Source organism: Microcoleus sp. (assembly GCF_041354475.1).
Taxonomy (GTDB): Bacteria; Cyanobacteriota; Cyanobacteriia; order Cyanobacteriales; family Microcoleaceae; genus Microcoleus.
On the sequence record NZ_JBGJZU010000025.1, the window covers coordinates 54,916 to 78,787 of the forward strand.

The 23,872-nt window shown below is 43.7% G+C and carries 25 protein-coding genes and 1 tRNA gene; 16 read left to right on the forward strand and 10 right to left on the reverse strand.

Features of this window, described 5'->3' with window-relative positions; genetic code table 11:
• The 5 genes from ACBR23_RS11995 to ACBR23_RS12015 form a co-directional block, all read left to right on the forward strand.
• Positions 1-700, forward strand: a 700-nt coding sequence (locus ACBR23_RS11995; RefSeq protein WP_371125649.1) for a hypothetical protein, incomplete at its 5' end; no start/stop codon positions are given.
• A 155-nt stretch (positions 701-855) separates the two neighbouring features.
• The gene (locus ACBR23_RS12000; protein WP_371116544.1) at positions 856-1,893 is read left to right on the forward strand and encodes a glycoside hydrolase family 10 protein; all 1,038 of its coding nucleotides are present in this window, start codon (positions 856-858) and stop codon (positions 1,891-1,893) included.
• A gap of 675 nt (positions 1,894-2,568) precedes the next feature.
• Entirely contained in the window at positions 2,569-4,542 is a 1,974-nt protein-coding gene (locus ACBR23_RS12005; RefSeq protein ID WP_371119601.1) for an ATP-binding protein, read from the forward strand.
• A 260-nt stretch (positions 4,543-4,802) separates the two neighbouring features.
• Positions 4,803-5,390, forward strand: a complete 588-nt coding sequence (locus ACBR23_RS12010; protein ID WP_371116531.1) for a Panacea domain-containing protein — start codon at positions 4,803-4,805, stop codon at positions 5,388-5,390.
• 224 nt (positions 5,391-5,614) lie between these two features.
• Positions 5,615-5,818, forward strand: coding sequence for a DUF433 domain-containing protein (locus ACBR23_RS12015; RefSeq protein ID WP_371119616.1), 204 nt, complete (start codon positions 5,615-5,617; stop codon positions 5,816-5,818).
• Positions 5,819-5,834: 16 nt separating this feature from the next.
• Here the strand turns inward: ACBR23_RS12015 and ACBR23_RS12020 are convergent, their stop codons facing one another.
• From ACBR23_RS12020 to ACBR23_RS12055, 8 genes are all read right to left on the reverse strand, one after another.
• Positions 5,835-6,275: a hypothetical protein gene (locus ACBR23_RS12020; protein WP_371119600.1), complete on the reverse strand. Its 441-nt coding sequence runs from the start codon at positions 6,273-6,275 to the stop codon at positions 5,835-5,837.
• Positions 6,276-6,282: 7 nt separating this feature from the next.
• Positions 6,283-7,554 carry an AAA family ATPase gene (locus ACBR23_RS12025; RefSeq protein WP_371116528.1) on the reverse strand — a complete coding sequence of 424 codons (1,272 nt, stop codon included), beginning with the start codon at positions 7,552-7,554 and terminating at the stop codon, positions 6,283-6,285.
• A 108-nt stretch (positions 7,555-7,662) separates the two neighbouring features.
• Complete coding sequence (locus ACBR23_RS12030; protein ID WP_371119599.1) at positions 7,663-8,409, reverse strand: SGNH/GDSL hydrolase family protein; 747 nt, start codon at positions 8,407-8,409, stop codon at positions 7,663-7,665.
• A gap of 27 nt (positions 8,410-8,436) precedes the next feature.
• Positions 8,437-9,102 carry an MAE_28990/MAE_18760 family HEPN-like nuclease gene (locus tag ACBR23_RS12035; RefSeq protein WP_371119598.1) on the reverse strand — a complete coding sequence of 222 codons (666 nt, stop codon included), beginning with the start codon at positions 9,100-9,102 and terminating at the stop codon, positions 8,437-8,439.
• Positions 9,092-10,186, reverse strand: a complete 1,095-nt coding sequence (locus tag ACBR23_RS12040) for a DUF262 domain-containing protein (RefSeq protein WP_371119597.1) — start codon at positions 10,184-10,186, stop codon at positions 9,092-9,094. The genes ACBR23_RS12035 and ACBR23_RS12040 overlap by 11 nt, the downstream gene beginning before the upstream one ends.
• 560 nt (positions 10,187-10,746) lie before the next feature.
• Positions 10,747-12,663 (reverse strand): tRNA uridine-5-carboxymethylaminomethyl(34) synthesis enzyme MnmG, encoded by a 1,917-nt coding sequence (gene mnmG, locus ACBR23_RS12045; protein WP_371119596.1) that lies wholly within the window; start codon positions 12,661-12,663, stop codon positions 10,747-10,749.
• Between the two features lie 70 nt (positions 12,664-12,733).
• Positions 12,734-13,087, reverse strand: coding sequence for a transcriptional regulator (locus tag ACBR23_RS12050; protein ID WP_371119594.1), 354 nt, complete (start codon positions 13,085-13,087; stop codon positions 12,734-12,736).
• Positions 13,077-13,448: a type II toxin-antitoxin system RelE/ParE family toxin gene (locus ACBR23_RS12055; RefSeq protein ID WP_371119593.1), complete on the reverse strand. Its 372-nt coding sequence runs from the start codon at positions 13,446-13,448 to the stop codon at positions 13,077-13,079. The genes ACBR23_RS12050 and ACBR23_RS12055 overlap by 11 nt, the downstream gene beginning before the upstream one ends.
• Before the next feature lie 128 nt (positions 13,449-13,576).
• Here ACBR23_RS12055 and ACBR23_RS12060 point away from each other — a divergent pair, with 128 nt between their 5' ends.
• The 10 genes from ACBR23_RS12060 (at position 13,577) to ACBR23_RS12105 (ending at position 19,995) form a co-directional block, all read left to right on the forward strand.
• The gene (locus ACBR23_RS12060; RefSeq protein WP_371119591.1) at positions 13,577-13,810 is read left to right on the forward strand and encodes a type II toxin-antitoxin system Phd/YefM family antitoxin; all 234 of its coding nucleotides are present in this window, start codon (positions 13,577-13,579) and stop codon (positions 13,808-13,810) included.
• Positions 13,807-13,965 carry a hypothetical protein gene (locus ACBR23_RS12065; protein ID WP_371119590.1) on the forward strand — a complete coding sequence of 53 codons (159 nt, stop codon included), beginning with the start codon at positions 13,807-13,809 and terminating at the stop codon, positions 13,963-13,965. The genes ACBR23_RS12060 and ACBR23_RS12065 overlap by 4 nt, the downstream gene beginning before the upstream one ends.
• 41 nt (positions 13,966-14,006) lie before the next feature.
• A complete protein-coding gene (locus tag ACBR23_RS12070; RefSeq protein ID WP_371119589.1) occupies positions 14,007-14,315 on the forward strand; it encodes a hypothetical protein in 309 nt (102 codons plus the stop codon).
• Positions 14,315-14,734 (forward strand): type II toxin-antitoxin system VapC family toxin, encoded by a 420-nt coding sequence (locus tag ACBR23_RS12075; protein ID WP_371119588.1) that lies wholly within the window; start codon positions 14,315-14,317, stop codon positions 14,732-14,734. The genes ACBR23_RS12070 and ACBR23_RS12075 overlap by 1 nt, the downstream gene beginning before the upstream one ends.
• Before the next feature lie 55 nt (positions 14,735-14,789).
• Positions 14,790-15,119 (forward strand): hypothetical protein, encoded by a 330-nt coding sequence (locus tag ACBR23_RS12080; protein WP_341735386.1) that lies wholly within the window; start codon positions 14,790-14,792, stop codon positions 15,117-15,119.
• 197 nt (positions 15,120-15,316) lie between these two features.
• The gene (gene psbB / locus ACBR23_RS12085) at positions 15,317-16,843 is read left to right on the forward strand and encodes a photosystem II chlorophyll-binding protein CP47 (protein ID WP_371116520.1); all 1,527 of its coding nucleotides are present in this window, start codon (positions 15,317-15,319) and stop codon (positions 16,841-16,843) included.
• Positions 16,844-16,914: 71 nt separating this feature from the next.
• Positions 16,915-17,025 (forward strand): zinc ribbon domain-containing protein, encoded by a 111-nt coding sequence (locus ACBR23_RS12090; RefSeq protein WP_341735387.1) that lies wholly within the window; start codon positions 16,915-16,917, stop codon positions 17,023-17,025.
• Between the two features lie 374 nt (positions 17,026-17,399).
• Positions 17,400-17,495 (forward strand): photosystem II reaction center protein T, encoded by a 96-nt coding sequence (locus ACBR23_RS12095; RefSeq protein WP_083622085.1) that lies wholly within the window; start codon positions 17,400-17,402, stop codon positions 17,493-17,495.
• A gap of 93 nt (positions 17,496-17,588) precedes the next feature.
• A complete protein-coding gene (nrdR, locus tag ACBR23_RS12100; RefSeq protein ID WP_341735183.1) occupies positions 17,589-18,146 on the forward strand; it encodes a transcriptional regulator NrdR in 558 nt (185 codons plus the stop codon).
• Between the two features lie 763 nt (positions 18,147-18,909).
• Positions 18,910-19,995 (forward strand): 30S ribosomal protein S1, encoded by a 1,086-nt coding sequence (locus tag ACBR23_RS12105; RefSeq protein WP_341735184.1) that lies wholly within the window; start codon positions 18,910-18,912, stop codon positions 19,993-19,995.
• A 331-nt stretch (positions 19,996-20,326) separates the two neighbouring features.
• Here ACBR23_RS12105 and ACBR23_RS12110 read toward each other — a convergent pair.
• A tRNA-Phe gene (locus ACBR23_RS12110) sits at positions 20,327-20,399 on the reverse strand.
• A 132-nt stretch (positions 20,400-20,531) separates the two neighbouring features.
• Here ACBR23_RS12110 and ACBR23_RS12115 point away from each other — a divergent pair.
• Positions 20,532-23,219 carry a phospholipid carrier-dependent glycosyltransferase gene (locus ACBR23_RS12115; protein WP_371119587.1) on the forward strand — a complete coding sequence of 896 codons (2,688 nt, stop codon included), beginning with the start codon at positions 20,532-20,534 and terminating at the stop codon, positions 23,217-23,219.
• Between the two features lie 89 nt (positions 23,220-23,308).
• Here the strand turns inward: ACBR23_RS12115 and ACBR23_RS12120 are convergent, their stop codons facing one another.
• Entirely contained in the window at positions 23,309-23,731 is a 423-nt protein-coding gene (locus ACBR23_RS12120) for a fasciclin domain-containing protein (protein WP_371119586.1), read from the reverse strand.
• Positions 23,732-23,872 lie beyond the last annotated feature (141 nt).

Below are 23,872 nucleotides of genomic sequence, written 5' to 3' on the forward strand. Positions count from 1 at the left end.
CCCAAAAGCTGGCGAGGCAGAGCCTCTGGATCTCGGTTCCCAGGCAGAGCCGGGGAACCAGTTAAATACTGCTTGTTACCAGGCTCTGCGTGGTAACACAGATCCGGAGGCTCTGCCTCCAAGTTTCCCAAAAGCTGGCGAGGCAGAGCCTCTGGATCTCGGTTCCCAGGCAGAGCCGGGGAACCAGTTAAATACTGCTTGTTACCAGGCTCTGCGTGGTAACACAGATCCGGAGGCTCTGCCTCCAAGTTTCTCAAAAGCTGGCGAGGCAGAGCCTCTGGATCTCGGTTCCCAGGCAGAGCCGGGGAACCAGTTAAATACTGCTTGTTACCAGGCTCTGCGTGGTAACACAGATCCGGAGGCTCTGCCTCCAATTTTCCCAAAAGCTGGCGAGGCAGAGCCTCTGGATCTCGGTTCCCAGGCAGAGCCGGGGAACCAGTTAAATACTGCTTGTTACCAGGCTCTGCGTGGTAACACAGATCCGGAGGCTCTGCCTCCAATTTTCCCAAAAGCTGGCGAGGCAGAGCCTCTGGATCTCGGTTCCCAGGCAGAGCCGGGGAACCAGTTAAATACTGCTTGTTACCAGGCTCTGCGTGGTAACACAGATCCGGAGGCTCTGCCTCCAAGTTTCTCAAAAGCTGGCGAGGCAGAGCCTCTGGATCTCGGTTCCCAGGCAGAGCCGGGGAACCAGTTAAAATAACAAATAACAAATTCCTATACTAAATGCCATTTTTGGAGCCATTCCAGTCAGCAATTCGTAATTTCAAATCTTTATTAAAACAGCAGTTTGCAGTTCCAGTTAACACAAAAAATAGAATAGCCATTTCAACCACCCTTGCGCCTCATCACACTGGAATGCGCGGTGTCTGGATACCCAGCACAGACTGCAAAGTTCTCACTTCTCAACCACGAATTGCAGAAGCAATGGATTTTCTCGCCGATACGGGATTTAATACAGTATTTCCTGTAGTCTGGAATCGAGGTTTTACCGCTTATCCTTCTCAAATTATGCGCGAACAATTTGGAGTGGAAATTGACTCGCGCTATCAAGGACGTGACCCCTTAGCAGAGTTAATTATTGAAGCAAATAGAGTCGGTTTAAAAGTTATTCCTTGGTTTGAATACGGCTTTGTGAGTTCTTACAATCTCAACGGTGGTCATTTGCTGGCGAAAAAACCAGAGTGGGCGGCGCGCGATCGCACTGGAAATTTGCTGAAAAAGAATAATTTCGAGTGGATGAACTCTCTAGACCCCGAAGTGCAAGACTTTCTGCTAAGTTTGATACTGGAAGTTGCGAAAAATTATCCTGTCCATGGCGTTCAAGGAGACGATCGCATTGCGCTTCCCTGTGAAGGTGGCTATGATGCTAAAACTGTGGAAAACTATCGCCAACAGTGCGGGAGAGAACCGCCAGCCAATCCTAGGGAGCAACATTGGCTGCACTGGCGCGCTGATATTATTACTGAATTTGTAGCTCGTTTATACCGAGAATTGAAAGGGATTAATCCAGATTTATTGCTGTCGATGTCGCCTAGTCCTTATGAATGGGGACTGGTGGAATATTTGCAGGATTCTAAAAGTTGGGTAGACAGAAAGTTGGTGGATATGATTCACCCGCAATTCTACCGACGTGATTTTAACAGTTATCAGCAATTAGTCGATCGACTGGTTGGACAACAGTTTAACACAGAGCAATTACAGTACGTCTCGCCCGGTATTCTGTTGGCGAATCGAGGTAGTTCTTATTGCATAACTCCCGAACTGTTGTTAGAGGTGATTGCTTACCACCGTTCTTGCGGTATTCACGGAGAAGTTTTGTTTTTTTATGAAGCTTTGCGCGATAATCACGATGCTTTAGCTAAATGCTTGAAAAATAATCAGTATTTTCACTGATACATTATAATTTTAATTTTACCACCTTTACGGAGGGCGCTATGGTTGCCTGTCAAGTCGATCGCCTGCTATATTTGTGATATCAGGTAATACCAACTCGTCGGCTGCTGAAACCGGAAGTTTCAACCATCGCGATCGGATTGGTAGTCAAATTCCAAAGCTGAGGGATCGGGTGCATTGTCGAAAAGACAAAATCAGCTTTGAGTCAAAAAATTTTCGGCTTGGGATTTGGGATTCTCCCCACGCCTCAAAGCAAAAACTTGCAAATTTTAGACCCTTTCGGGTTCATCAGTGGACTGGGCAACTTTTTCACTTGGGGTTTATGACAAGGATTAAAAGTATGTGCCAGTAACTGCAAATAATCCTTTGGAGGTTATCTAAAATTCCCAATTTGCCTGTCACTCTTTGAACAAAAATAAAAAATGCCGAAGTCTGTGCTTGTAATGTGTTATGGGAATAAAACACACTGTCTGCATCAATCTTTATCTCTTTTTACCTGAAGAAGACTTTTAGGAGTTGAAAAATAATTGGTGAGGAGTCATCAAACATCTAATTATTTCTGAGACATCCACTGAATTCAATTTGCGGTTTTTATCAAACAAAAATATCAGATTGTTTGGAGGCTGTATGTCTTAGGAAATAGAAAGAAATGTCCGTTGTGGAGAGTGAAAAAAAGTGATAGATACTAGCAGAATACAGCGGTTGCATATTTCCAAACTTAACTTACCCAAACAAGCAGGTGATAGCACCAATGAATCGGTTGATTGTTTGACTAATCAGGACGAATCAGCAAGAAGATTACCAACCTTAAACCCGCAGGAAACACCTGTTTATAAGTCTGTTGTAAGCGATGACAAAAATCGCAATTTTTCTGAACTGAAGTCTGGGCATATTCCTCAAAAACCCTGGGCTGGGGAAATAAATAGCCAAAAATCATTCCGGGAGAAAATTGTCATAAATTCCTTTGGTAAAATCATCGAATCTTGGCAAAATCAAATCGGTAGTTGGGGCATCCATCAAAAAATTGGTAGGGGATATTTGTTGGCAATCGGCATCGGTTTTTTAGGTTCAATGAGTGGATTGGTAATCGCCGACTACCACCAAGGACAAGGAGTCAAACAACTCAATGATGCTCACCAACAAGCCCAATTGCTAGGCAATTTTAAAGATGCAACCCTGGCTGCACATTTGCAGGGGTCGCAGCTAGATTCTTTTGTAGACAATTCCGCTAAATTGAAGTGGCAAAAAGAACAGTTAATTGCGAGTATTACTAAGGCGAAAAACCTGCGATCGCAAATAGAAACATTTGCCGATAGTAAACCAGCTTGGTTGGCAGCAGAACCTCTGATTCTCAAGGCTTTATTGCAAGATTGCACAGCAGATTTAGACTCCTACGCCACTACTCTCCAGTCTACCTTGCAGCAAATTGAGCGGTCGCAATTATCACCACAACAGATAGAATCAGCCCGAAAAATTTTGGCAATTGAAAGTGGATATGGTGCACAGCAACTCGATAGCCATTTTCAGGAATTGAGCAAAATTCTCGACATAGCCCAGCAGCAGGAAAGGCAAAGCGGTGTAGTGATGGAGAATGCCCAAGGCATCGAAAAAGCCATAATTATCATTAGTATGTTGCTGTCGGTAGCGGTGGCGGGAATTGTGGCGAGGCGCACCAGTAGGGCGATCGCCAAACCTGTCATCAGCGTCACCCAGGTGGCCGAACAAGTAGCCGCCGAGTCGAATTTTGACTTGCGAGTCCCTGTTACTTCTCAAGGCGAAATCGGCTCTCTGGCTGTGTCTCTCAATCACCTAATCGAGCGGGTTTCGGGACATACAAAAGAATTGGAACAAGCTAAGGAAGTTGCTGTCGCCGCTAACACTGCTAAAAGCCAGTTTTTAGCAAATATGACCCACGAATTGCGGACACCTTTACACGCGATTATCGGCTACAGTCAACTACTTTTAGAAGAGGCGCGGGATGGTGGGTACAAGGAGTTTGTACCAGACTTAGACAAGATTGAGAAAGCGGGGGCGCACCTGCTATCTTTGGTTAACGATATCCTCGATTTGTCCAAAATTGAAGCGGGGGGGATGAAACTGGAAATTGAGGAGTTTGACATCGCATCGCTGGTGGAGAAAGTGGCGAGTACCGCGCAACCTTTGGTAGGGAAAAATGGTAATGTTTTGGAGATTGAGTGCGATCGAACTGCGGGTATTGTGCAGGCAGATTTAGGGAAATTGCGACAAGTTTTGATGCACCTGCTGAGTAATGCTGCTAAGTTCACCAAAAACGGCCTGGTGAAACTGAGTGTCAGCCGCATTGCAGGAAGTCGCCAATTGCATCTGGGAGAATCTGGTGTTGACAGTGCGATCGCGATCGGTAAAACTGATGCTGGGGCGATCGAGTCCGATTGGATTTGTTTATCGGTTAAGGATACGGGAATTGGAATGTCGGAAGCACAACAGCACAAGTTATTTGAAGCTTTTGTGCAAGCGGATTCTTCGGTGTCGCGAGAGTACGGCGGCACTGGATTGGGGCTGACAATTAGCCGGTATTACTGTCAGATGATGGGTGGCGAGATTTCGGTGGAAAGTGAGGAGGGGAAAGGGTCTATCTTTACTGTGCGGATACCCGCGGGAAATGGGTGATGTTGGGGTAAAGTATTTGGGCGACAATTGGGTTTGTTGCAAAGCTGTTGTTTTGCGTCCAAATCCTTTACTGTTGTCATTGGGGGCGGGATATTTTATTTTTCCCAGATGTCTATTTAATTAAGTTATTTTGATGCGGTTTATTACACCGTTTTGATTATTATTGCACTATTTCCAGCATTCATATATAATAGTTATGTATTGACATTTTGCAATTTTGTTAAAAGAAAAAACGTTTATTTAAGGATGTGGATTGAGCCATGATTGACTGTCTCAATGCTGCTTGCTACTTCATTATGAGAGCTTATGAGGATGGTCTAGAAGCTGAAATGACGAACATGAAAGTTCAGAAGCTTCTATATTACGCTCAGAGCTTGCATTTAGCGCTCTACAATGAACCATTATTTGAAGCAGAAATTCAAGCATGGCGCTACGGCCCAGTTTGTCCTCCTGCGTATAAGTTCTACAGTGAGTTTGAGGCTAAACAACTACCAATTCCTCAGCAAGAATCCTTGTTGCAGCTTCCATCTGAGAAGAAAGAACTGTTAGAAGAAACTTGGGAATACTTCGGCAGCTACCATGCTTATCGACTGAGTGAGATGACTCATGGAGAATTTCCTTGGAAGAGAGCTCGTAAAGGTTTACCACCTCAAGCAAGTTCAACGGAGCCGATTCTGCTGAATGATCTGAAAGAATTAGGTTATCAAAAGCTCGATCGCATTGAACGCGATCGGCCTGCATACGAACTAGCAATGTCTGAAACTGTGAATAATGCGTTTGCTTCGGAATCCTTAAATCGTATTGGCAAAGGAGAAGTGCATGACTGGCTCAACTCCCTTCTCGATTGAAGCATCCGATAATTTCAAGCGTTCTTTCAAGAAACTTGCAAAAGTTCACAGAGATAGCTTTGTTGCCCTGATGACAAAAACTTTGGAAGATTTGATAGACGATCAATACCCGAACAACTCTCGCAATGAACCTCTACCCGGAAAAACTCAGTTACCGGAAGACTGGACATTTCATAAATTAGAAATCAGGTTTTCAAAAGGGGCTTCGGGACAAATTAGCTCGTATTACCCAAACACCCGGTCAGTGCGGTGGTCGCCCTTGCATTCGAGGCATGAGAATTCGAGTCAGCGATATTTTAGAAATGTTGGCAGAAAATGTCATTGTCACTGAAATTTTAGAAGACTTCCCCGATTTGGAACCTGAAGACATCCAAGCCTGCTTGCTGTTTGCTGCACGACGCACTGATTTTACTCGGTTGACAGCATGAATATTTGGATTGATGCTCAATTACCTCCTACCTTGGTACTTAAATCATACTCATCTTGAATATTCTTGACTCGGAAACTAGCATTAAACTTTTTTTTAAACTGAATTTGTTGCTGTTGTATACTTGGCGTTTGTTTAGGTACACGAGTAGATACGACAAAACATAGCTTCTTGATTTTTTGGGCATTGTCCGAAAGTAATCCGATAGTTGATTCTAGTTGTGCAACTGCATGAGCAATATCGCTTCCCTTCAACTCCACATATATTTCTATTTCATCAGAAGGCATAAGGGCGTAGTCACAACGCAAAGTCTCGTTATCACTGATAACGCATCCATCAACCTTAATTGTTAATATTTTGTCTTGATTCGGGTTGAGGAAAGTTATTTTACTTTTGTTCTCCTGCAATACAATTTTTGTGTCACATCTATATTCCTCACACTCTGGCAGACTTTTCATATAGGATTCAAACTAAGTTCAGAAGTTGCTCGAATTCAATAGCTAGGTCATCAGAAACAGAATCAATCACTTTTGCATCTATCAACCCAGTCTCAGGACAAACAATACTACTACATTTTCCATCCATTAAAACATAGGCTGAGAGATCTGAAACATCTAGTGATTTGTATCTAGGCACAATTTTTTCTAATTTATCTTGCACATCTCCGCTGGATTCCTGATAAAGGAGACCAGCCTGGAGTAAATTATTAAATGCTGTTAAGACATAAGGACTATGAGTAGTTATGAAGAATTGAAGTTGTTCCTTGCGACAATTAAATACAGTAGCAATCAGCTCGACAACATTCCGCTGTGCGCTGGGAAATAAATGTGCTTCTGGCTCCTCAATATACACTGTCTGTCTGCCAGTATATAAAAAAGGTAGTGTAGCTAACATAATTGTCAGAGGTAATATTTCCTGTTGACCAGAAGATGAGTTTGCGATACTAATCCGTCTTCCATCTGCAACTTCTAGAACATCTTTCCCTTTTTCCTGTATGTGCTTTCCACATAGGGAATTCTCTATTAGACTGTCTATTTCATCTTGTATTTCTTGATTTGCAAGTCTATCTTTAGAGAATCCCCCATGTTTGAATCTTTCATAGGTCGAACCAAATTCTCTCATAAATGGATCTAGCACGTTATCGCTTGACAAAAAAGAAAAAATGTTGCTCTGAAGAATAGAGAAAAAAGAACGGCCAGCAGGAATAAACAACTGATTGAAAGCTGCCTCTCGACAGATAGATGTATCTAAAAAATCTACTAAGCGCTTTCTTAAAAAGAATCTCGTTGAATATAATGTATCCAAATTATCATACTCAGCATTTTGTTGATAATTTTGCTCTCTTGCTTTTTTAAATAAATTGCTCAAGTCTGTAAATTCTTGCTTTAACAAGTCTGAATAGCGGAAGGAAATCTTGGCTCTTGTGTCCTGTTTTCTACTAACTTCTATAAAAACATTGGCAATCTCATACCTGATAAAAAAATCTTGTTTTCCCCAAGAGTCAGGAGGGAAATATTCTTCAAACTTCTTAGAATAGTTGGAATCTAGATTGCGTTTTGTCTGCTCGTTCTCTACAGCCGATAAAATTTCCCATACGAAGTTCTTAAAATAGAAAAGCAGTTTGGCGCAAACACTTTTACCACTGGCTTGGGGGCCAATCAGTATATTGATGCGCTTGATCTCAATCTCCAAATCTGTGATACCAGCAAAGTTTTTAACTGTTAATTTTTCAGCCATAACTGGAAATCAAGCACGGTAAAGGTTTCTACTATATTTTAACATTCAACTTTCACCTTGAGTCATTGAACTTCTACTAGATATGTTTTTCAGAGCGACAGCGTTATCCTACGGCACCAAGATACCAGCAATTTCCTTGTTAAGTGCCGCATAGCCTTCTGAGTTAAGATGCAGAAAATCTCGACTGTATTTCGGGTCAACAATCCCCTGGGAATTCGCCAATACCTGACTGCTATCAAACACAATTACCCGATCGCCCGCCAGCGTTTTGATATAATCATTTACGTCCTTAATTGCGATCGGCACATCATCCGACCACAACGGCCTTCTTTCTATGGGCAAAGTTCCTAACGGAAAGATAGTTGTTACCACAACCTTAGCTCCCGTGTCAAGAGAATTTTTCACTATTTGCCCAATATTTGTCTCACAATTTCGGATAATCGCCTCTTTTTGTTCTGGAAACAGAGGAATTGCCTTGAGGTCGTTGACACCAACTTGAATCACAATAATCTTAGGCTTCAGCGAGGCTACGTGCTCCTGAAAACGTCCCAAAACCTGCGCCGTAGTTTGGCCACCTATACCGCGATTGATGATAGTTATGTTCTTGATTTGGTCAGGTGGTTGCCAACTCTCAGCCCGTGAATCGCCATAAAAAACAATGACAGGTTTTTGTGTTTTTTCTGCTGAATTGGGATAGGAGTTGAGGCCAAGTGGGTCAAGTGCCGTAGAATTTAATAACAGGTAATACTTTTGCCCTTGTTGGTAGAGAAAGACATTCAATATTGCTGACACTATCAAAGCGAAAGAAAGCACTACAATTGCTATTTTTGTAGGTGTGTTAAACTGAGTATTCACTATTATAGACTCCTAATAAGATATTCACTATCGAAGATAAGACTTGTTTATAAATCCAGTTTTAATTCTCTCAAATACTAAATCCATAAGTCTATTAACCAGTTTAATTGCTCTGTCTAAATCTTCTCTGTGTACAACGATGGAGTTTTGTCCATGAGCGACATCATTTCTGATTTTTAGAAGGAACTTATCGAGATCATCTTGCAATGAGTAATTGGGTTCGGGATGTGTGAGTATGGTTTCAAGGTTAAAGTCTGTTAATATTCTATTTAAGACATTAAAACCAACATTACTTTCTGTATTCACTTTCGAGCTAATTCTCAAGGCGTTACATTGATAAAACTGCCCGAATTTGTCAAAAAAAATTACCTTATTATTCTGCTTATCTTTTTTTGGATATTGTTTAAATTGCGGAAATTCCGATTCAATATGATAGATAAGAATGGGATAGCAAATATCACTAATTTTAAGATTTAATTCGTTTAACTCTCGAATATATATTTGAAAAGAAGTTTGAATAAACCCCTCCCAAATAGAATAAACTATCGGTATTGAATAGTTAAGAAAAAGTGCTTCATCTTGTGGTGAAAAATGGTATCGTGGACTTAGTGCTTTGAGCCGAAACATTAAATCTCTTCTTTCACTTATGTCTGACATGATTTCTTGCTCTAAAAGAGTAGGATCAGTTGCCATTATTTTTCTCTCTTCCAAATATTCGCCGGGCTTCTTGTAGCCGATTAATAATTCTAGTTTTCTGATTGTTCCCCCCTTTTCTTGAGAATTTCCTTAAAATGGTATCAGTACGCACTTCATTGTTAATTTTGTCCCGAATAAATTGTGATGGTTGAGATTGGTAATATTCATAGTTTTCTCCCACACCAATAGTAATGACATCATAAAGAGCCGTTGCAAATTGTTTGTCAGATTGGCGAAAGATTTCTTTTCCTAAAGGCTCGAGTAAAGCAAATACTTGCGAAAAAATCTGTTCATAACCAGCATAATCAAAATTTTCGTTCTCTAACGCAGACTTCATAAAAGCAGTCATGTGTTGTGAAATACTGGTTTTGACATTATTCAGGTTTTGGTAAAGAGAAATAAATCTCAACGCCAACTCTTCATTATATAACTGCTCGTATTGCTCATAGCTCAAATCGATCAATGTACAAAAATCTTCATTACGAGCAATCTTTTTTAGAAAATCATTGAACTTGCTGGATATATCTCTGTAAATACAATTCCGAATCTCCTGCGGAGTCAAAGGAGAACCCCCTGTATTCAATCTATTGAATAGTTCAAATCTCATATCATAGTTACTATTCCATCTGAGAATTTCAACTCGACAAGTGGCTCTTTTTATGTTGAGTCGAAACTGATTGGGTATGGTTTCATAAGTGAATCCTTCTAGCTCATGAACTCTTTCGCCTTCCGTTAAAACCCAGTTGTTCTTTTCACTTTTAATCCCGTCATCTTCAATTCTCAAAATCCCAAAGAAAGAAAGTACAGTCGAAACTCTTTGAAGCCCATCAACTAACTCCCATACTCCATCCCCATCCTCAGCTACAAATATAGGAGGAATGGGAATGCCTAAAAGTATAGACTCAATAAATCGAGTTTTCTGTTCTTGCTCCCAACGAAAATATCTTTGAAACGCAGGTTTAATCACAATTTCCTTGCGTTCATACATACTGATTAGCTCACCAAAAGACACATCCAGTCTGTCGGTATTCAATAAATTTCTCTGTTCTTCAACTTCTATTTTAAGTTTTTCAATATCCATAGTTACATACCGTCGTATATTTCTTGTTAGATGAACGCTATTATCAGTTGTATCAGAATTTTTTTGGTTCTATTTTGTGATTTACTACAACATAAGTAGGTAAGCGGGATTAAACACAGCTATGTAACAGTATGTAAACAGGGCTAACTTAGCCACGCTTAGGGCATTTGGATACTTTACAATCCTTTACATAATTGGGTTTTACAGCGCCTACCTACTTACATTACCAAATATTTTGTGTCTTGTCAAGTTCTACAAGTTAACTTCAACTAAACTTTGACCCTCTTTAACATTCTCAACTGCTCTCAAAAGTCTATTTTTGTTGCTTTCTGAATTTAGAGGACTGAAGAGAAGAATTTTCAACTCATTAGTCCTCTTTTAGAGGACTTTAGCTATTAGACAGGGGTTTCAACCCCTGGCGGATTCCTGAGCCCACAGACGAACTTGGCGGGCTTTCAGGCTTAAGTTGACACCAATGGGTATTACCTGTCCCTACGGATATCCCATACAATTGAGCCAAAAATCAAGGAAAAGCAGATCAATTTTGCGGTTCTATTTATTCATTTTCCTACACCAGCCGGCTGCTGGCGGTTTCGCACTTCCAGAAAAATCAACAAAGCATTAACATCAGCCGGATTCACCCCACCAATTCTCGCGGCTTGTCCAATAGTTAATGGCCGGATTCTGGTCAACTTTTCCCGCGACTCCTTCGAGAGAGTTCCAATTGCCATATAATCCAAATCTCCCGGCAATTGTCGGCGTTCGTGTCTCACAATTTCATCAATTTGATTTTGTTGTTTTTGCAGATATCCAGAATATTTGATATCAATTTCTGCACCTTCTTTCTCAGCCAACTTCAGACTAGAATCACCTAAATTATACCGTTCCAAATCGACATAATGAAAACCAGGACGACGCAACAAATCAGCCAGAGTAATCGAACCTTTAATCGATTGTTGAGTCTCCGCCAAAATCTGCTTGCCAAGGTCTTCGTGTTCCTTCACCCGCGTCGAATACAAGCGTTTCTTCTCCGCCACAATATTAGCTTGTTTGCGATCGAATAATTCCCAACGTCGATCGCCAATCAAGCCAATTTCCCGTCCCAGCGGCGTCAAGCGTTGATCCGCATTGTCCGATCGCAACAATAACCGATATTCCGATCGCGAAGTCAACATCCGATAAGGTTCCCGCAAATCCTTCGTACACAAATCATCAATCAAAGTCCCGATATAACTTTGCTCGCGAGGAAACACAATCATCTCCTGATTTTTCGCAAATCTAGCCGCATTAATTCCTGCCACAATCCCCTGTGCAGCCGCCTCCTCATATCCAGTCGTACCGTTCACCTGACCCGCGCAAAATAGCCCTTCAATCTTCTTCGTCATCAGCGTCGGAAAACACTGAGTTGCAGGCAAATAATCATACTCCACAGCATAAGCCGGACGCATCATCTCGCACTTTTCCAAACCAGGCAAAGTCCGCAACATTTGCAATTGCAAAGTTTCCGGTAAACCCGTCGAAAAACCTTGGATATAAAGTTCAGGAATATCCCTACCTTCCGGTTCAATAAAAATCTGGTGACTTTCCTTATCTGCAAACCGGACAATCTTATCCTCAATACTCGGACAGTAGCGCGGCCCCTTCGCATCAACCCAGCCGCCGTAGACTGGAGAAAGGTGTAAATTGTCTCTAATTAACTGGTGAGTTTCGGGCGTAGTTCGAGTCAAATAACAAGGCATTTGTTCCCGTTCCACCCAAACTTCTGGGTCGAAACTAAACCAGCGGACATCGGCATCTCCTGGTTGCGGTTCCAGGTTCGTATAATCGAGAGTTCGTTTGTCAACTCTTGCCGGAGTTCCGGTTTTCAACCTACCAGTTTCAAAGCCCAAACGGTTGAGAGTTTCCGTCAAACCAACGGCGGCAAATTCTCCGGCGCGTCCGGCTGGCATCGACTTATTGCCCACCCAAATTGTGCCGCCTAAAAAAGTGCCAGTGGTGAGAATTACAGCTTTGCATTCAAAGGCGACACCGAAGTAAGTTTCGACTCCGATTACTTCTTCATTTTTGCCCAAAACTAAGTCTGTCACCATCGCTTCCCGGATGGTCAAATTCTCTTGATTTTCAACAATATTGTTCATCACAGCGGCGTATTCCCGCTTGTCTGTTTGGGCTCTCAGCGCCCACACTGCGGGGCCTCGCGATGAGTTGAGGATGCGTTTTTGTAGATAAGTGCGATCGGCCATTTTGCCAATTTCCCCGCCTAACGCATCAACTTCGTTAGTCAGTTGAGTTTTCGCCGGGCCACCGACAGCGGGATTGCAGGGTTGCCACGCAATTTTGTCGAGGTTGAGGGTGAGGAGAAGAGTGCGACAGCCGAGGCGAGAAGTGGCGAGGGCGGCTTCGCAGCCGGAGTGTCCGGCACCAACTACGATGATGTCGAAACTGTCTTGGAATTGTACTGGTGTTTGTGCAGTCATTCGATTTTAGATTTTAGATTTTAGATTGAAACAATAAACATCTGGCAAAATTAGGTTTTAGTTTAGTCAATTAAAACTCTTCCTCTCCATTAGTATAGCTGCTTTCTTCCAACATCGATGTTAATCCAGTAATTTTTACGGGGGGTCGATCTTTGAATTCTACGACAAATGACAACTCTCCACCCATTGCCGCGATATAACTTTGCAAAGTAGATACCAACAAATCCGCACGGCGTTCGAGTCGCGAGACATTTTCTTGACGCATATTTAATAATTCTGCCATGCGAATCTGAGTAAATTTCCTAGCTTTTCGTAAGTCTTGCAATGTCATTTCTTCTGCAATTAATTCGGCAGCTCGCTTTTCGACTATTGCTCGTTGTTCGGGAGGTAAATTCTCCATAACAGTCTTCAGGCTAATTGTCATCTCTTTCTTGCTCCATTAACTTAGTCAAATGGTCGGAAAATCTACTATCTGCTATTTTAATTAGTTGCTTGTAAAATCGCTTTTCACTTCCACCAGATTTGTCACCAGCTACTAACAGAATCGCTTCTCGGCGCGGGTCAAATGCAAAAGCGACTCGCCAAACTCCATCAGCCGCCTCAAACCGAAGTTCTTTCATGTTGGCATAGGTAGAACCATTGAGAGTATCGACGTGGGGGCGCTTGAGATTTGGACCAAATACTTGTAGCAGTGCGAGTTTGGCTGCAAGCTCTAATCTGACATCGGTGGGGAATTCGGTAAACTCAGAGTAAAAATCAGAGTGAAAGTCGATGTTCCATGTCATTTTGGTAAATTATGCCTTACATGACATATTATAGCTAATAGTCGATCGCGTAACAATATGCACAACAGCTTAAAATCGATGTACGCCAAGTCCCTATCCCCTAACCTGCCACTAACCCCACCAACACCATGACACAGATCGCCCTTTCCGACTTTCCCGAAACCATCCAAGCCCTACTCACCCAAGCCATACAAACAGGCGAACCCCTCACCATCGCCCAAAACGATCGACCTGTTGCCATTATCTCCCCCATCAAAAAAAGTAAACGAGCAGCCTTCGGATCTGCCAAAGATAGCGGCAAAATTATCGGAGATATCATCGAACCAACCTCTAACCTCGTAACTTGGGATGTCTTGTCATGAAGCTCTTACTAGATACCCACATTTGGCTGTGGTATCGTCTTGGGAATCCTCGCCTATCAATACTTATGCACGCACCCATATACCATGCACCAAGCGAGTGGGATATTAAATATTTGGAGTCGGATATTAGGGCGATGTTGGGAGATGTGGTTTGAGCAACTAAAATATAAATGGAGAGCGAGGGGGTTTTTAATATATGCAAATTACAGTTAATTTACCCGATACGTTAGTAGATAAGATCGAGGATAAATGGGGGGATTTGTCACGAAAAATTCTGAGAGATTTAGTCTTAAGTGCTTTTCGCGATGGGTTAATCGATTTGGATGAGTTAAAGGAGATGCTCGATATTGGCGATGAGGCAGGTTTGAAGGAATTTTTCAGGCAAAATAATATGCTGCATTCTTCAGGACTGATAAATCTGTCTGGGAGTTGTGCGGATATTGATTTTGATGATGATGGCTGGGGAATTTCTGATGAAATGGATGACGATATGATGGGTTTTTGATGAGTAATAGCTCTTTGGTTTATTTGCTAGATACTAATGTTTGTATCATGTATTTAAAGGGTAGATCGCCTAGTATCGACCTTCATTTTAATACTGTGGTAGCCGATAAAATTGGGGTTTGTTCTGTGGTAAAAGCCGAGTTATTTTACGGAGCGATGGGTAGCAATAACCCCCAAAAGAGTTTAAATGTACAAAAATCTTTTTTAAGTCAGTTCGTTTCTCTGCCGTTTGATGATGCTTGTGCGGAAATATATGGCAAGATTAGGAGAGATTTGGCAAGTTTGGGAACTCCTATCGGCTCAAACGATCTGCAAATTGCTGCTATTGCTTTGGCAAATAATTTAATCTTAGTCACTCATAATGTTAGGGAATTTAGCAGAGTACAAGGGCTACAGATAGAAGATTGGGAGGCGGGGTAATGAGACTGTGGCAATTTTGCGCTATGTTAGACAACAAAATCTCAAGCGTACACAAGTGAAATATTTCTTCTTATCCGACGGTTGGACGATCGGGCGCGTCTGGGGAGTAGGTGGTTTGTGGACAGATGCCGGCTGGAGACGCCAACCAGACATTACACAACTTAACGTTTGCCTCTGGGACCAAAAGGAAAAAATGTGGCTCTACCGCGTAGAAGATGCCGTACTCATGGTAGAGGTTAAACCGACAGTCCCCCCAGACAATAGCGATCCCGCCAAAAATATCGGCAGTGTCGTACTGACCAGACTCATCGATGCCGAGCAAGTAATCGATCGCCTTGGGAGTATTTCTGCCCACTGTCAAATCGGCAACCCCCAACTAATGTGATGCCTACATATTGCAATCGGTTCTAAGACTCGATACACTTCGTTAAATAACTTTCATTTTTACGCCTCCATCCTCGAAGGCAGAAAGCAGAAGGCAAAAACCAGGATTTAAAACCCGCAGGTAACTGCTCAGGAATTAAAATCTGATTTTTGATTCAAAATAGACATCATCACTTACACCTTGGAGCAACGCAGTCAATGGGATTACCCTGGTATCGCGTACACACAGTCGTCTTAAATGACCCAGGCCGATTGATTTCTGTACACTTAATGCACACTGCCCTCGTGGCAGGCTGGGCCGGCTCAATGGCCCTTTACGAATTAGCAGTTTTCGATCCCACAGACCCAGTTCTCAACCCCATGTGGCGTCAAGGGATGTTCGTGCTACCCTTTATGACTCGTTTAGGAGTCACAGGTTCTTGGGGTGGTTGGAGCATTACCGGCGAAGGTAACGTCGATCCGGGCTACTGGTCCTTTGAAGGCGTCGCCGCTGCCCACATCGTCCTCTCTGGCTTGCTGTTTTTAGCAGCAGTCTGGCACTGGGTATTTTGGGACTTGGAACTGTTCAGAGACCCCCGCACTGGCGAACCCGCCCTCGATTTGCCAAAAATGTTTGGCATTCACTTGTTCCTCTCTGGCTTACTTTGTTTCGGCTTTGGTGCTTTTCACCTGTCTGGACTCTTCGGACCTGGAATGTGGGTTTCTGACCCCTACGGTCTGACCGGTCACGTCCAACCAGTGGCTCCTGCCTGGGGCCCTGAAGGCTTCGATCCGTTCAATCCAGGTGGCATCGTGGCTCACCACATTGCAGCGGGTGTAGTCGGCGTAATTGCTGGTTTGTTCCACTTGACCGTGCGCCCACCGGAACGGCTTTACAAAGCTCTGCGGATGGGGAATATCGAAACAGTGCTTTCTAGCAGTATCGCTGCTGTGTTCTTTGCAGCTTTTGTGGTGGCTGGTACTATGTGGTACGGTTCGGCTGCTACTCCGATCGAACTTTTTGGCCCGACTCGCTATCAGTGGGATGGCGGCTACTTCCAACAAGAAATCGATCGCCGAGCCCAAGCTAGTTTAGCCGGTGGCGCTAGTTTCCAAGAAGCTTACGAGCAAATTCCGGAAAAATTGGCTTTCTACGACTACGTGGGCAACTCTCCTGCTAAAGGTGGTTTGTTCCGCGCCGGCGCGATGGTTAATGGCGACGGTATTGCTAAATCTTGGCTGGGTCATCCAGTATTTACTGACAGCGAAGGTCGGGTATTGTCGGTTCGCCGTCTCCCGAATTTCTTTGAAACTTTCCCTGTGATTTTGACCGACAAAGATGGCATCGTTCGCGCTGACATTCCCTTCCGTCGTGCTGAATCTAAATACAGCTTTGAACAAAGTGGAGTTACTGTCACTTTCTACGGTGGCGAATATAACGGTCAAACCTTTAGCAGTCCTTTGGATGTTAAGAAGTTTGCTCGCGCCGCCCAAAAGGGTGAGGTATTTGAATTCGATCGCGAAACTTTGAAGTCTGACGGGGTTTTCCGTACTTCTACTCGTGGTTGGTTCACTTTTGGACACGCTTGCTTTGCTTTGCTGTTCTTCTTCGGCCACATTTGGCACGGTTCTCGGACAATCTTCCGCGACGTGTTTGCTGGAGTTGAAGCTGACATGGAAGAACAAGTCGAATGGGGCTTGTTCCAAAAGTTGGGCGACGTCACCACCAGAAGAGAAAGTCCTTAGCTAGAAATTAAGTAGACAGAATGGTACACTTGTAGACAAGCTACTGGTGTGCCATATTCAAACCCTGCGCGATTTGCAAAAAAGCGCTGAAAGAAAGAGCTTACAACTGTGGAAGTTGCGGTCATTCGATAGACAAAGATTTGAATGCAGCGATTAATTTATCACGTTTGGCTAAAGCGTGAAAGCTCGCCGAGGGATAACCGCTCCCATGCTCCCGATGAAGCGAGAAGCAAATGTCTAGACAAGTCTAGTATTTGTATAGCAGAAGAATCTATCTAGGTTTCTCTAACTATTGGGCATCGGGAATTGTTCCCGGTGCTGCAAAACCTGGTTTCTTGAAGAAACCGGGTTTTTTGATATCTTGCACCTGTTACATATTCCTTGGTTGGGCGGGCAGGATGCCCACCCCACAAGAAAAATTAATTTTTGTGGAACAGGCATCTTGCCTGTCATTGAAAATCGCCCAAGATATTCAGTTTTCAGAAATATCCGTGAACTGAGAAAGCGATAATTAAGATAAAATAAAACTGCAAGGGAAGAGAAGGAAACTTTAAACATGGAAAGCGTTGCTTACATTTTGATTCTGGCTTTGGCATTAGGTGTACTATTTTTTGCGATCGCCTTCCGGGAACCCCCTCGGATTGGCAAATAAGCCGATCGATATTTCTAGTCCAGCAATTCATCTGATCCGTACAGGGTCAGATGAATTGCAATTTTCTGGCAACGCCTGTAAAACTCAGCAATCATGCGCTGTTCCTCCTGTCAACACACCAATAGTCGCGTTCTGGAATCGCGCTCAGCCGAATCGGGTCAAAGTATTCGGCGGCGGCGCGAGTGTCTCAATTGCCAGCATCGGTTCACAACTTACGAACGCATCGAATTTGTGCCGATTACAGTAATTAAACGGGATGGTAAACGCGAATCTTTCGATCGCTCAAAATTAGTCCGGGGACTGGTTCGGGCCTGTGAAAAAACCGGTTTGTCTTCCGGGCAACTAGAAACTCTGGCAGAAGAAATTGAAGCCCAACTCCAAGCTCGATCGCTCCGGGAAGTCACCAGTTCGGACATTGGAGAATTAGTATTATTACATCTGCGGCCGCTGAGCGAAGTCGCTTATGTCCGTTTCGCCTCTGTATATCGGCAATTTCGAGGCATCCGAGATTTTGTAGATACCCTAAATCACCTTCAGAGTCCCCTCATCGAAGCTTTGTGTCCAGAAACTCCCCCCGAAAATGACCCAGATTTGTCGGAAGTGGATGATATCAATTCCGGTAGCATCGGAATTATTAGTAGCCGAAATTAGGAGACGGCAGTGCCGTGTCCCTACCCTAAAATTATCTGAGGACACGGCAATGCCCATTAGTGTCAACTTAAGCTGCCAGTCCGCCAAGTCCTTTAGTGGGCCCGCGAGTCCGACAGGGAATGAATTCCCTGTCTCAAAGCGCAAGTCCTCTCAAGAGGACTCAAGAGAAGAATTTTCAACTCATTAGTCCTCTTTGAGAGGACTGTCTTCTATTAGACAGGGGTTTCAACCCCTGTCGGACTGGCGGGATGACGGGCGGACACGGGGCGGGCTGTCAACTTAAGGTACAACCAATAGTCCGGCAGGGGTTGAAACAAGAGCCTCAAAGCGCAAGTCCTCTCCAAGAGGACTCAAGAGAAGAATTTTCAACTCATTAGTCCTCTTTGAGAGGACTTTAGCTATTAGACAGGGAATTCATTCCCTGTCGGACTGGCGGGATGACGGGCGGACTTGGCGGGCCCACAGCTTAAGTTGACACTCCTTGGGCACTGCCGTGTCGTGGTCTAAATTAATTTAAAAGCAGTATGTGGGTAAGTTATAATTGTCTACTGGACTCTGAATGTTAAAATTAAGCGTTTTAACACAGAGTTGAAATTAAGAGCAATGGCAAACGCCTGTGTGCGGTTGCACCGGGCAAAAGTTGGCAAAAACTGACTTTCGTAAAAGATTTTGCAAAAAGTTAACTCCTTTTTTACCAAAATCTCTAATATCTGCCTGCACAAACGAAAAACATGAAGGAGAGAAATCCTAGGAAATTATTCGCATGGTCAATCTCAAAACCACTGTCAAAGATATCGGCTTTACTCACGAGGATTTTGCTGCCCTACTTGATAAATATGACTATCACTTTAGCCCCGGCGATGTAGTAGCGGGTACAGTTTTTAGTATAGAACCGAGGGGCGCTCTGATTGATATCGGTGCTAAAACCGCAGCGTACATTCCGATTCAGGAAATGTCGATCAATCGAGTGGAAAGCCCAGAAGAGGTATTGCAATCAAACGAAACCAGAGAATTTTTCATCCTCACCGATGAAAATGAAGACGGGCAATTAACCCTGTCTATCCGACGCATTGAGTATATGCGGGCCTGGGAAAGAGTTCGACAACTGCAAGCAGAAGATGCCACAGTGCGATCGCAAGTTTTTGCCACTAACCGTGGTGGTGCACTGGTGAGAATAGAAGGGTTGCGAGGCTTCATTCCCGGTTCTCACATCAGCACCCGCAAACCAAAAGAAGAATTAGTTGCTGAAGAATTGCCATTAAAATTCTTAGAGGTAGACGAAGACCGCAACCGCTTAGTCTTAAGCCACCGTCGCGCCTTAGTGGAACGCAAGATGAACCGCCTCGAAGTTGGAGAAGTGGTCATCGGTACTGTGCGTGGTATCAAACCCTACGGTGCTTTTATCGACATCGGCGGAGTCAGCGGCTTGTTGCACATCTCCGAAATTTCGCACGATCACATCGATACGCCTCATAGCGTGTTTAATGTCAACGACGAAGTGAAAGTGATGATTATTGACTTGGATGCTGAGAGAGGTCGGATTTCTCTCTCCACCAAACAATTGGAACCGGAACCAGGAGCGATGGTCAAAAATCGTGAATTGGTGTACGAAAAAGCTGAAGAAATGGCAGCCAAGTTCCGTGAAAAAATGCTAGCTCAAAAACAAGCTAAAGCTAGCATGGAAATTCCTGTAGATGCGATCGATTCTGATGAACTCTCCGATGAAATACTCGAAGACATCCCATCAGCAATGGAAGAAGATTTGCCGGAAGAAATACCCGCAGCAGTAACGGAAGTAACACCGGAAGCCACATTAGAGGTAGAAACACCTCCGGCGACTGTAGAATAAATCCCAGTCACTGTTATAAAAAAAGAGGGGAATCCCCTCTTTTTTTTGAGTTATATCGTTTCCGGTTAGATCGTCAGGTGATTTAACCGCAGAGAACACAGAGGACACAGAGGGAGAGAGTAGATTTGAATAATTCAGATGCTACCGGATTTGATATTATATTTAACCAAGTTTGAATATATCGATCGCTCTTGTTGTTAGGAAAGCGATGGATTGTTCAGCCAGCCCTGGGTAATTATAAAGGCACGCCCAACCAAGGTCTATCGGAAAATTGGAACTCTGGTAGAATTGTTAACTTCAAACTACCAACTGATATAGCAAATAAGTAAGATGCCAGGAACGAGACTTGAACTCGTGACACGTGGATTTTCAGTCCACTGCTCTACCAACTGAGCTATCCCGGCTTGTTTTTTTACGCTTAACTATCGTAACAGAGAGATCGGGAATTAGCAAGTAGTTTGCTAAAAAAAAATTTCGATCGCGCGGGAACCCCCCGCCTGTAAGCTAAAAGCTGCAACTTAATACCCAAAATCGCAATGGCACGGCAACATCGGGGCAATGAAGACTACAGTCTGCTAGTCCTCGGCATAATTTGGCTGGTGGGGGCGATTAGCGATCGCCTCTGGTTCACCTTCGATCGCTCTGTCCCCGCCTGGGATCAAGCAGAATACCTCACCAGCACCCTGAATTACTTGCAGGTACTCCAACATCCCCAATGGTTATCGGGAGAATGGTGGACCCACTTCTGGCTACTTTCCACCAAAATTCCGCCCTTAATTTTTATTGCCACAGTGCCGTTTTTGCGTATATTTGGGACTCGGCCCGATGAAGCAACCTTAGTTTTTTTATTATTTAGTGCCATTCTCCTGGTTTCAGTTTACTGTCTGAGCGTCCAATTATTTAATCGGCAAGTCGGTTTGTGGGCCGCTGCAATTTGTGTAGTTTTACCGGGGCTCTATCGGTTCCGCTTGCAATTTTTACTCGACTATCCTGTCACTGCGGCGATTACTTTGACTTTCTTTTGTCTGACAATGTGGAAGGCTTCTGAAGCAAGCGGGCCCTTCGATGTCGATCGGGGTACCTTGAGGGAAGACATCACCCATAACACGGATGTTGATGCAAATAGGCGGATTAATTCTCGCAAACAGGCACAAGTTTGGTCTCTTTCTCTATCGTCTTACTTTTGGGCGATCGCAAGCGGCATTTCTCTCGGTTTATCCATCCTCGCCAAACACACCACTGTATTATTTCTATTTACCCCCATTGTCTGGTTAGCTGTCGCTACTTTCCGAAAAAAAGCTTGGGGAAGATTAGCTCAATTAGGCGGTGCTTTATTACTATCAGTGGCAGTATTTGGACCTTGGGCAAAAACCAATTGGCTGTTAATTTTGACCGGGGGAAAACGGGCAACTTTCGATTCGGCGATCGCCGAAGGAGACCCAGCGCTCAATACAATCGATGCTTGGATTTACTACGGTCAACACTTACCCGAACAGGTTTCTTGGCCGCTGTTACTCATTCCCTTAGTCGGATTGCTACTTTATTATTGGCGACATCGAGGGCATCTGGGGTCAAGTTTTCAGCTTAATTCCTGTGGGTGGCTGGCTATTTTTTGGCTAGGAGCTTATCTGATTAATTCGGTCAACATTAATAAAGACGGTCGCTATGTTGTGCCATATTTACCAGTTTTATCAATTTTCTTAGCATACTTTTTGACTATGTGGCCCCAAAGATGGGGAAGGCAAATTCGTTGGGGTACAATGGGCTTAGCAACACTGGCGATGTTGTTTCATATGTGGCCGCTGGGAGGTGCTCTAGGACATAATTTAGTCGAAATGGTGAGTCCGGGAAATTCGAGTTATCCTTACTTTGGCAAAGAGTGGCCGCACCGGGAGGTAATTGCAGAAATTATTCAGACGGAACCTTATTTACAATCGACTTTAGGTGTCTTACCTTCCACACCGGAAATTAATCAGCATAATTTGAATTATTATGGTGCTTTGGCTAATTTTCAGATTTACGGGCGACAGGTGGGGACAAGTTTAAAAGAAGTGCCGCAAGATGTACGATCGCTTTCTTGGTTTGTCACTAAAACGGGAGACCAAGGTTCGATTCGCGAACGGATTAAAATTGCTCAAAATGCAGCGGTGGCTGCTATCGAAAAAGGCGATAAATTTCAGTTGCAAAAAACTTGGTTTTTGCCGGATTTTACTAATTTGAATCTTTATCGGAAGCGATGGCGGGCTGTGGAAATCCAGCCTTTGAATGAAGCGCGATCGCAAGTACAATTAGAGCAAGTTACTGTTCCAGCCAGAGCAGTTCCCGGTGTTCCGATTCCAGTAACATATATTTGGTCTGGGCCTTGGCGGCAGTTGCAGTCGGGTTTAGTCTTGGTAACATGGAAAAATCGCGGAGGTAGCGAAATCCAACAGCCGGGACAAACTTCTGAGATTTTACACGATCGCGCGATCGCCCAAGGGACTTTGCATCCGGGGATGCTGGAGGCTGATAAATTTGCTGTGGGATTTCGAGTTGTCGATCGCACTGCCATGCTTCCTCCTGCTAATATTGCACCAGGAAGTTACAATCTCGAAGCTACTTATCTGAATCGGAACACCGGAGAAACTTATCCGATGAATGTGGGGACAGTTACTGTTAGGATTGAGCCAGAGCCGGCGAACCAGAAGCAAAACCAGAAGCCGAAGAACCAGAAGCCTGGGAATGAGGATAATCTAGAAAAGGTTGAGTTGGATTTGGTGACTCAATTGAGGACAATGGCTGCTAATTTACCGAAAGGATTGCCCGGTTTAGAACCAGTGTTTGAGCAGATTGGACGCATCAATCAGTACGATCCAACTCAAGATTATACCATACAAGCGGAACAAGCCTTTGAATATCGATTGCACCAACAACCCAATAATCTAGAATTGGCCTATGGGTTGGCATTGTCTAGGGCATTACAACAGAATGTCAATGGTGCGATCGCAGCTTTAGAAAAAGTCACTCAAATCGACTCAAAAAACCCCTACGCCTATGCTTATCTAGCTTTTGTCAACCTTTATGGTTGGCATCCCAAAGCTGCGGAAACTGCCTTAAAACCCGCCATCGTTCTCAACCCAAATCTACCGGAAATTAGAGTATTGAATGGTGTCGCCACACTCTTACAAGGCAATCTGATCCAAGCATGGCAAGATCTACAATACGTGAAAAAACTCAAAATTTAAAAATCCTGTTTGAGTTTTTTCATCAAATAAATTAACTCCTGATTACGCACCCGTTGAGGTGGTTTGTAGTCAGGAATTCACTCCTCCTTCTATTTGGCATCAGCCGGGATCAAAACCTTATCAATTACGTGAATCACGCCGTTGCTAGCTTTGATATCAGCTTTCACAACATTAGCACCCTCTACTGTCACCTTGCCGCCACTAACTACTACCTTCAGGGGGGTTTTTTCAACACTGGTAACATTACCGGATTTCAGGCCAGTAGATAAAACAGCACCAGGAACAACGTGATAAGTCAAAATCTTGGTCAGTTTAGCTTTGTTCGCGGGTTTGAGCAAATCATCCAAAGTGCCTTTTGGTAAAGCAGCGAAGGCCGCATCTGTCGGTGCGAACACAGTGAACGGGCCTTTTCCTTGTAAAGTTGAAACTAATCCTGCGGCTGTTAAAGCCTTGGTTAATGTTTTGAATTGAGCGTCGCCTGATGCAATGGCGACAATATCCTTAGCAGCCATTGTTGATGGTGAAGCCGCTCTGTTAAACCTACCCAAAATTACCAAAGTCTAGACTTAGCTGGACATTAGAAATTTTGGTGTTAACTTCCTGATTCATCGTAGTCTCAAGATGACTCTTGAGAGGTTTGTCTACTCCACAGG

Coding starts and splice junctions, on each gene's coding strand:
- ACBR23_RS12120 (WP_371119586.1), bottom strand. CDS start 23,731: ATGGCTGCTAAGGATATTGTCGCCATTGCATCAGGCGACGCTCAATTC.
- ACBR23_RS12070 (WP_371119589.1), top strand. CDS start 14,007: ATGCAAATTACAGTTAATTTACCCGATACGTTAGTAGATAAGATCGAG.
- ACBR23_RS12075 (WP_371119588.1), top strand. CDS start 14,315: ATGAGTAATAGCTCTTTGGTTTATTTGCTAGATACTAATGTTTGTATC.
- ACBR23_RS12040 (WP_371119597.1), bottom strand. CDS start 10,186: ATGGATATTGAAAAACTTAAAATAGAAGTTGAAGAACAGAGAAATTTA.
- nrdR (WP_341735183.1), top strand. CDS start 17,589: ATGCGCTGTTCCTCCTGTCAACACACCAATAGTCGCGTTCTGGAATCG.
- ACBR23_RS12055 (WP_371119593.1), bottom strand. CDS start 13,448: ATGACATGGAACATCGACTTTCACTCTGATTTTTACTCTGAGTTTACC.
- ACBR23_RS12025 (WP_371116528.1), bottom strand. CDS start 7,554: ATGGCTGAAAAATTAACAGTTAAAAACTTTGCTGGTATCACAGATTTG.
- ACBR23_RS12095 (WP_083622085.1), top strand. CDS start 17,400: ATGGAAAGCGTTGCTTACATTTTGATTCTGGCTTTGGCATTAGGTGTA.
- ACBR23_RS12060 (WP_371119591.1), top strand. CDS start 13,577: ATGACACAGATCGCCCTTTCCGACTTTCCCGAAACCATCCAAGCCCTA.
- ACBR23_RS12020 (WP_371119600.1), bottom strand. CDS start 6,275: ATGAAAAGTCTGCCAGAGTGTGAGGAATATAGATGTGACACAAAAATT.
- ACBR23_RS12000 (WP_371116544.1), top strand. CDS start 856: ATGCGCGGTGTCTGGATACCCAGCACAGACTGCAAAGTTCTCACTTCT.
- ACBR23_RS12065 (WP_371119590.1), top strand. CDS start 13,807: ATGAAGCTCTTACTAGATACCCACATTTGGCTGTGGTATCGTCTTGGG.
- ACBR23_RS12010 (WP_371116531.1), top strand. CDS start 4,803: ATGATTGACTGTCTCAATGCTGCTTGCTACTTCATTATGAGAGCTTAT.
- ACBR23_RS12105 (WP_341735184.1), top strand. CDS start 18,910: ATGGTCAATCTCAAAACCACTGTCAAAGATATCGGCTTTACTCACGAG.
- mnmG (WP_371119596.1), bottom strand. CDS start 12,663: ATGACTGCACAAACACCAGTACAATTCCAAGACAGTTTCGACATCATC.
- ACBR23_RS12115 (WP_371119587.1), top strand. CDS start 20,532: ATGGCACGGCAACATCGGGGCAATGAAGACTACAGTCTGCTAGTCCTC.
- psbB (WP_371116520.1), top strand. CDS start 15,317: ATGGGATTACCCTGGTATCGCGTACACACAGTCGTCTTAAATGACCCA.
- ACBR23_RS12050 (WP_371119594.1), bottom strand. CDS start 13,087: ATGACAATTAGCCTGAAGACTGTTATGGAGAATTTACCTCCCGAACAA.
- ACBR23_RS12035 (WP_371119598.1), bottom strand. CDS start 9,102: ATGGCAACTGATCCTACTCTTTTAGAGCAAGAAATCATGTCAGACATA.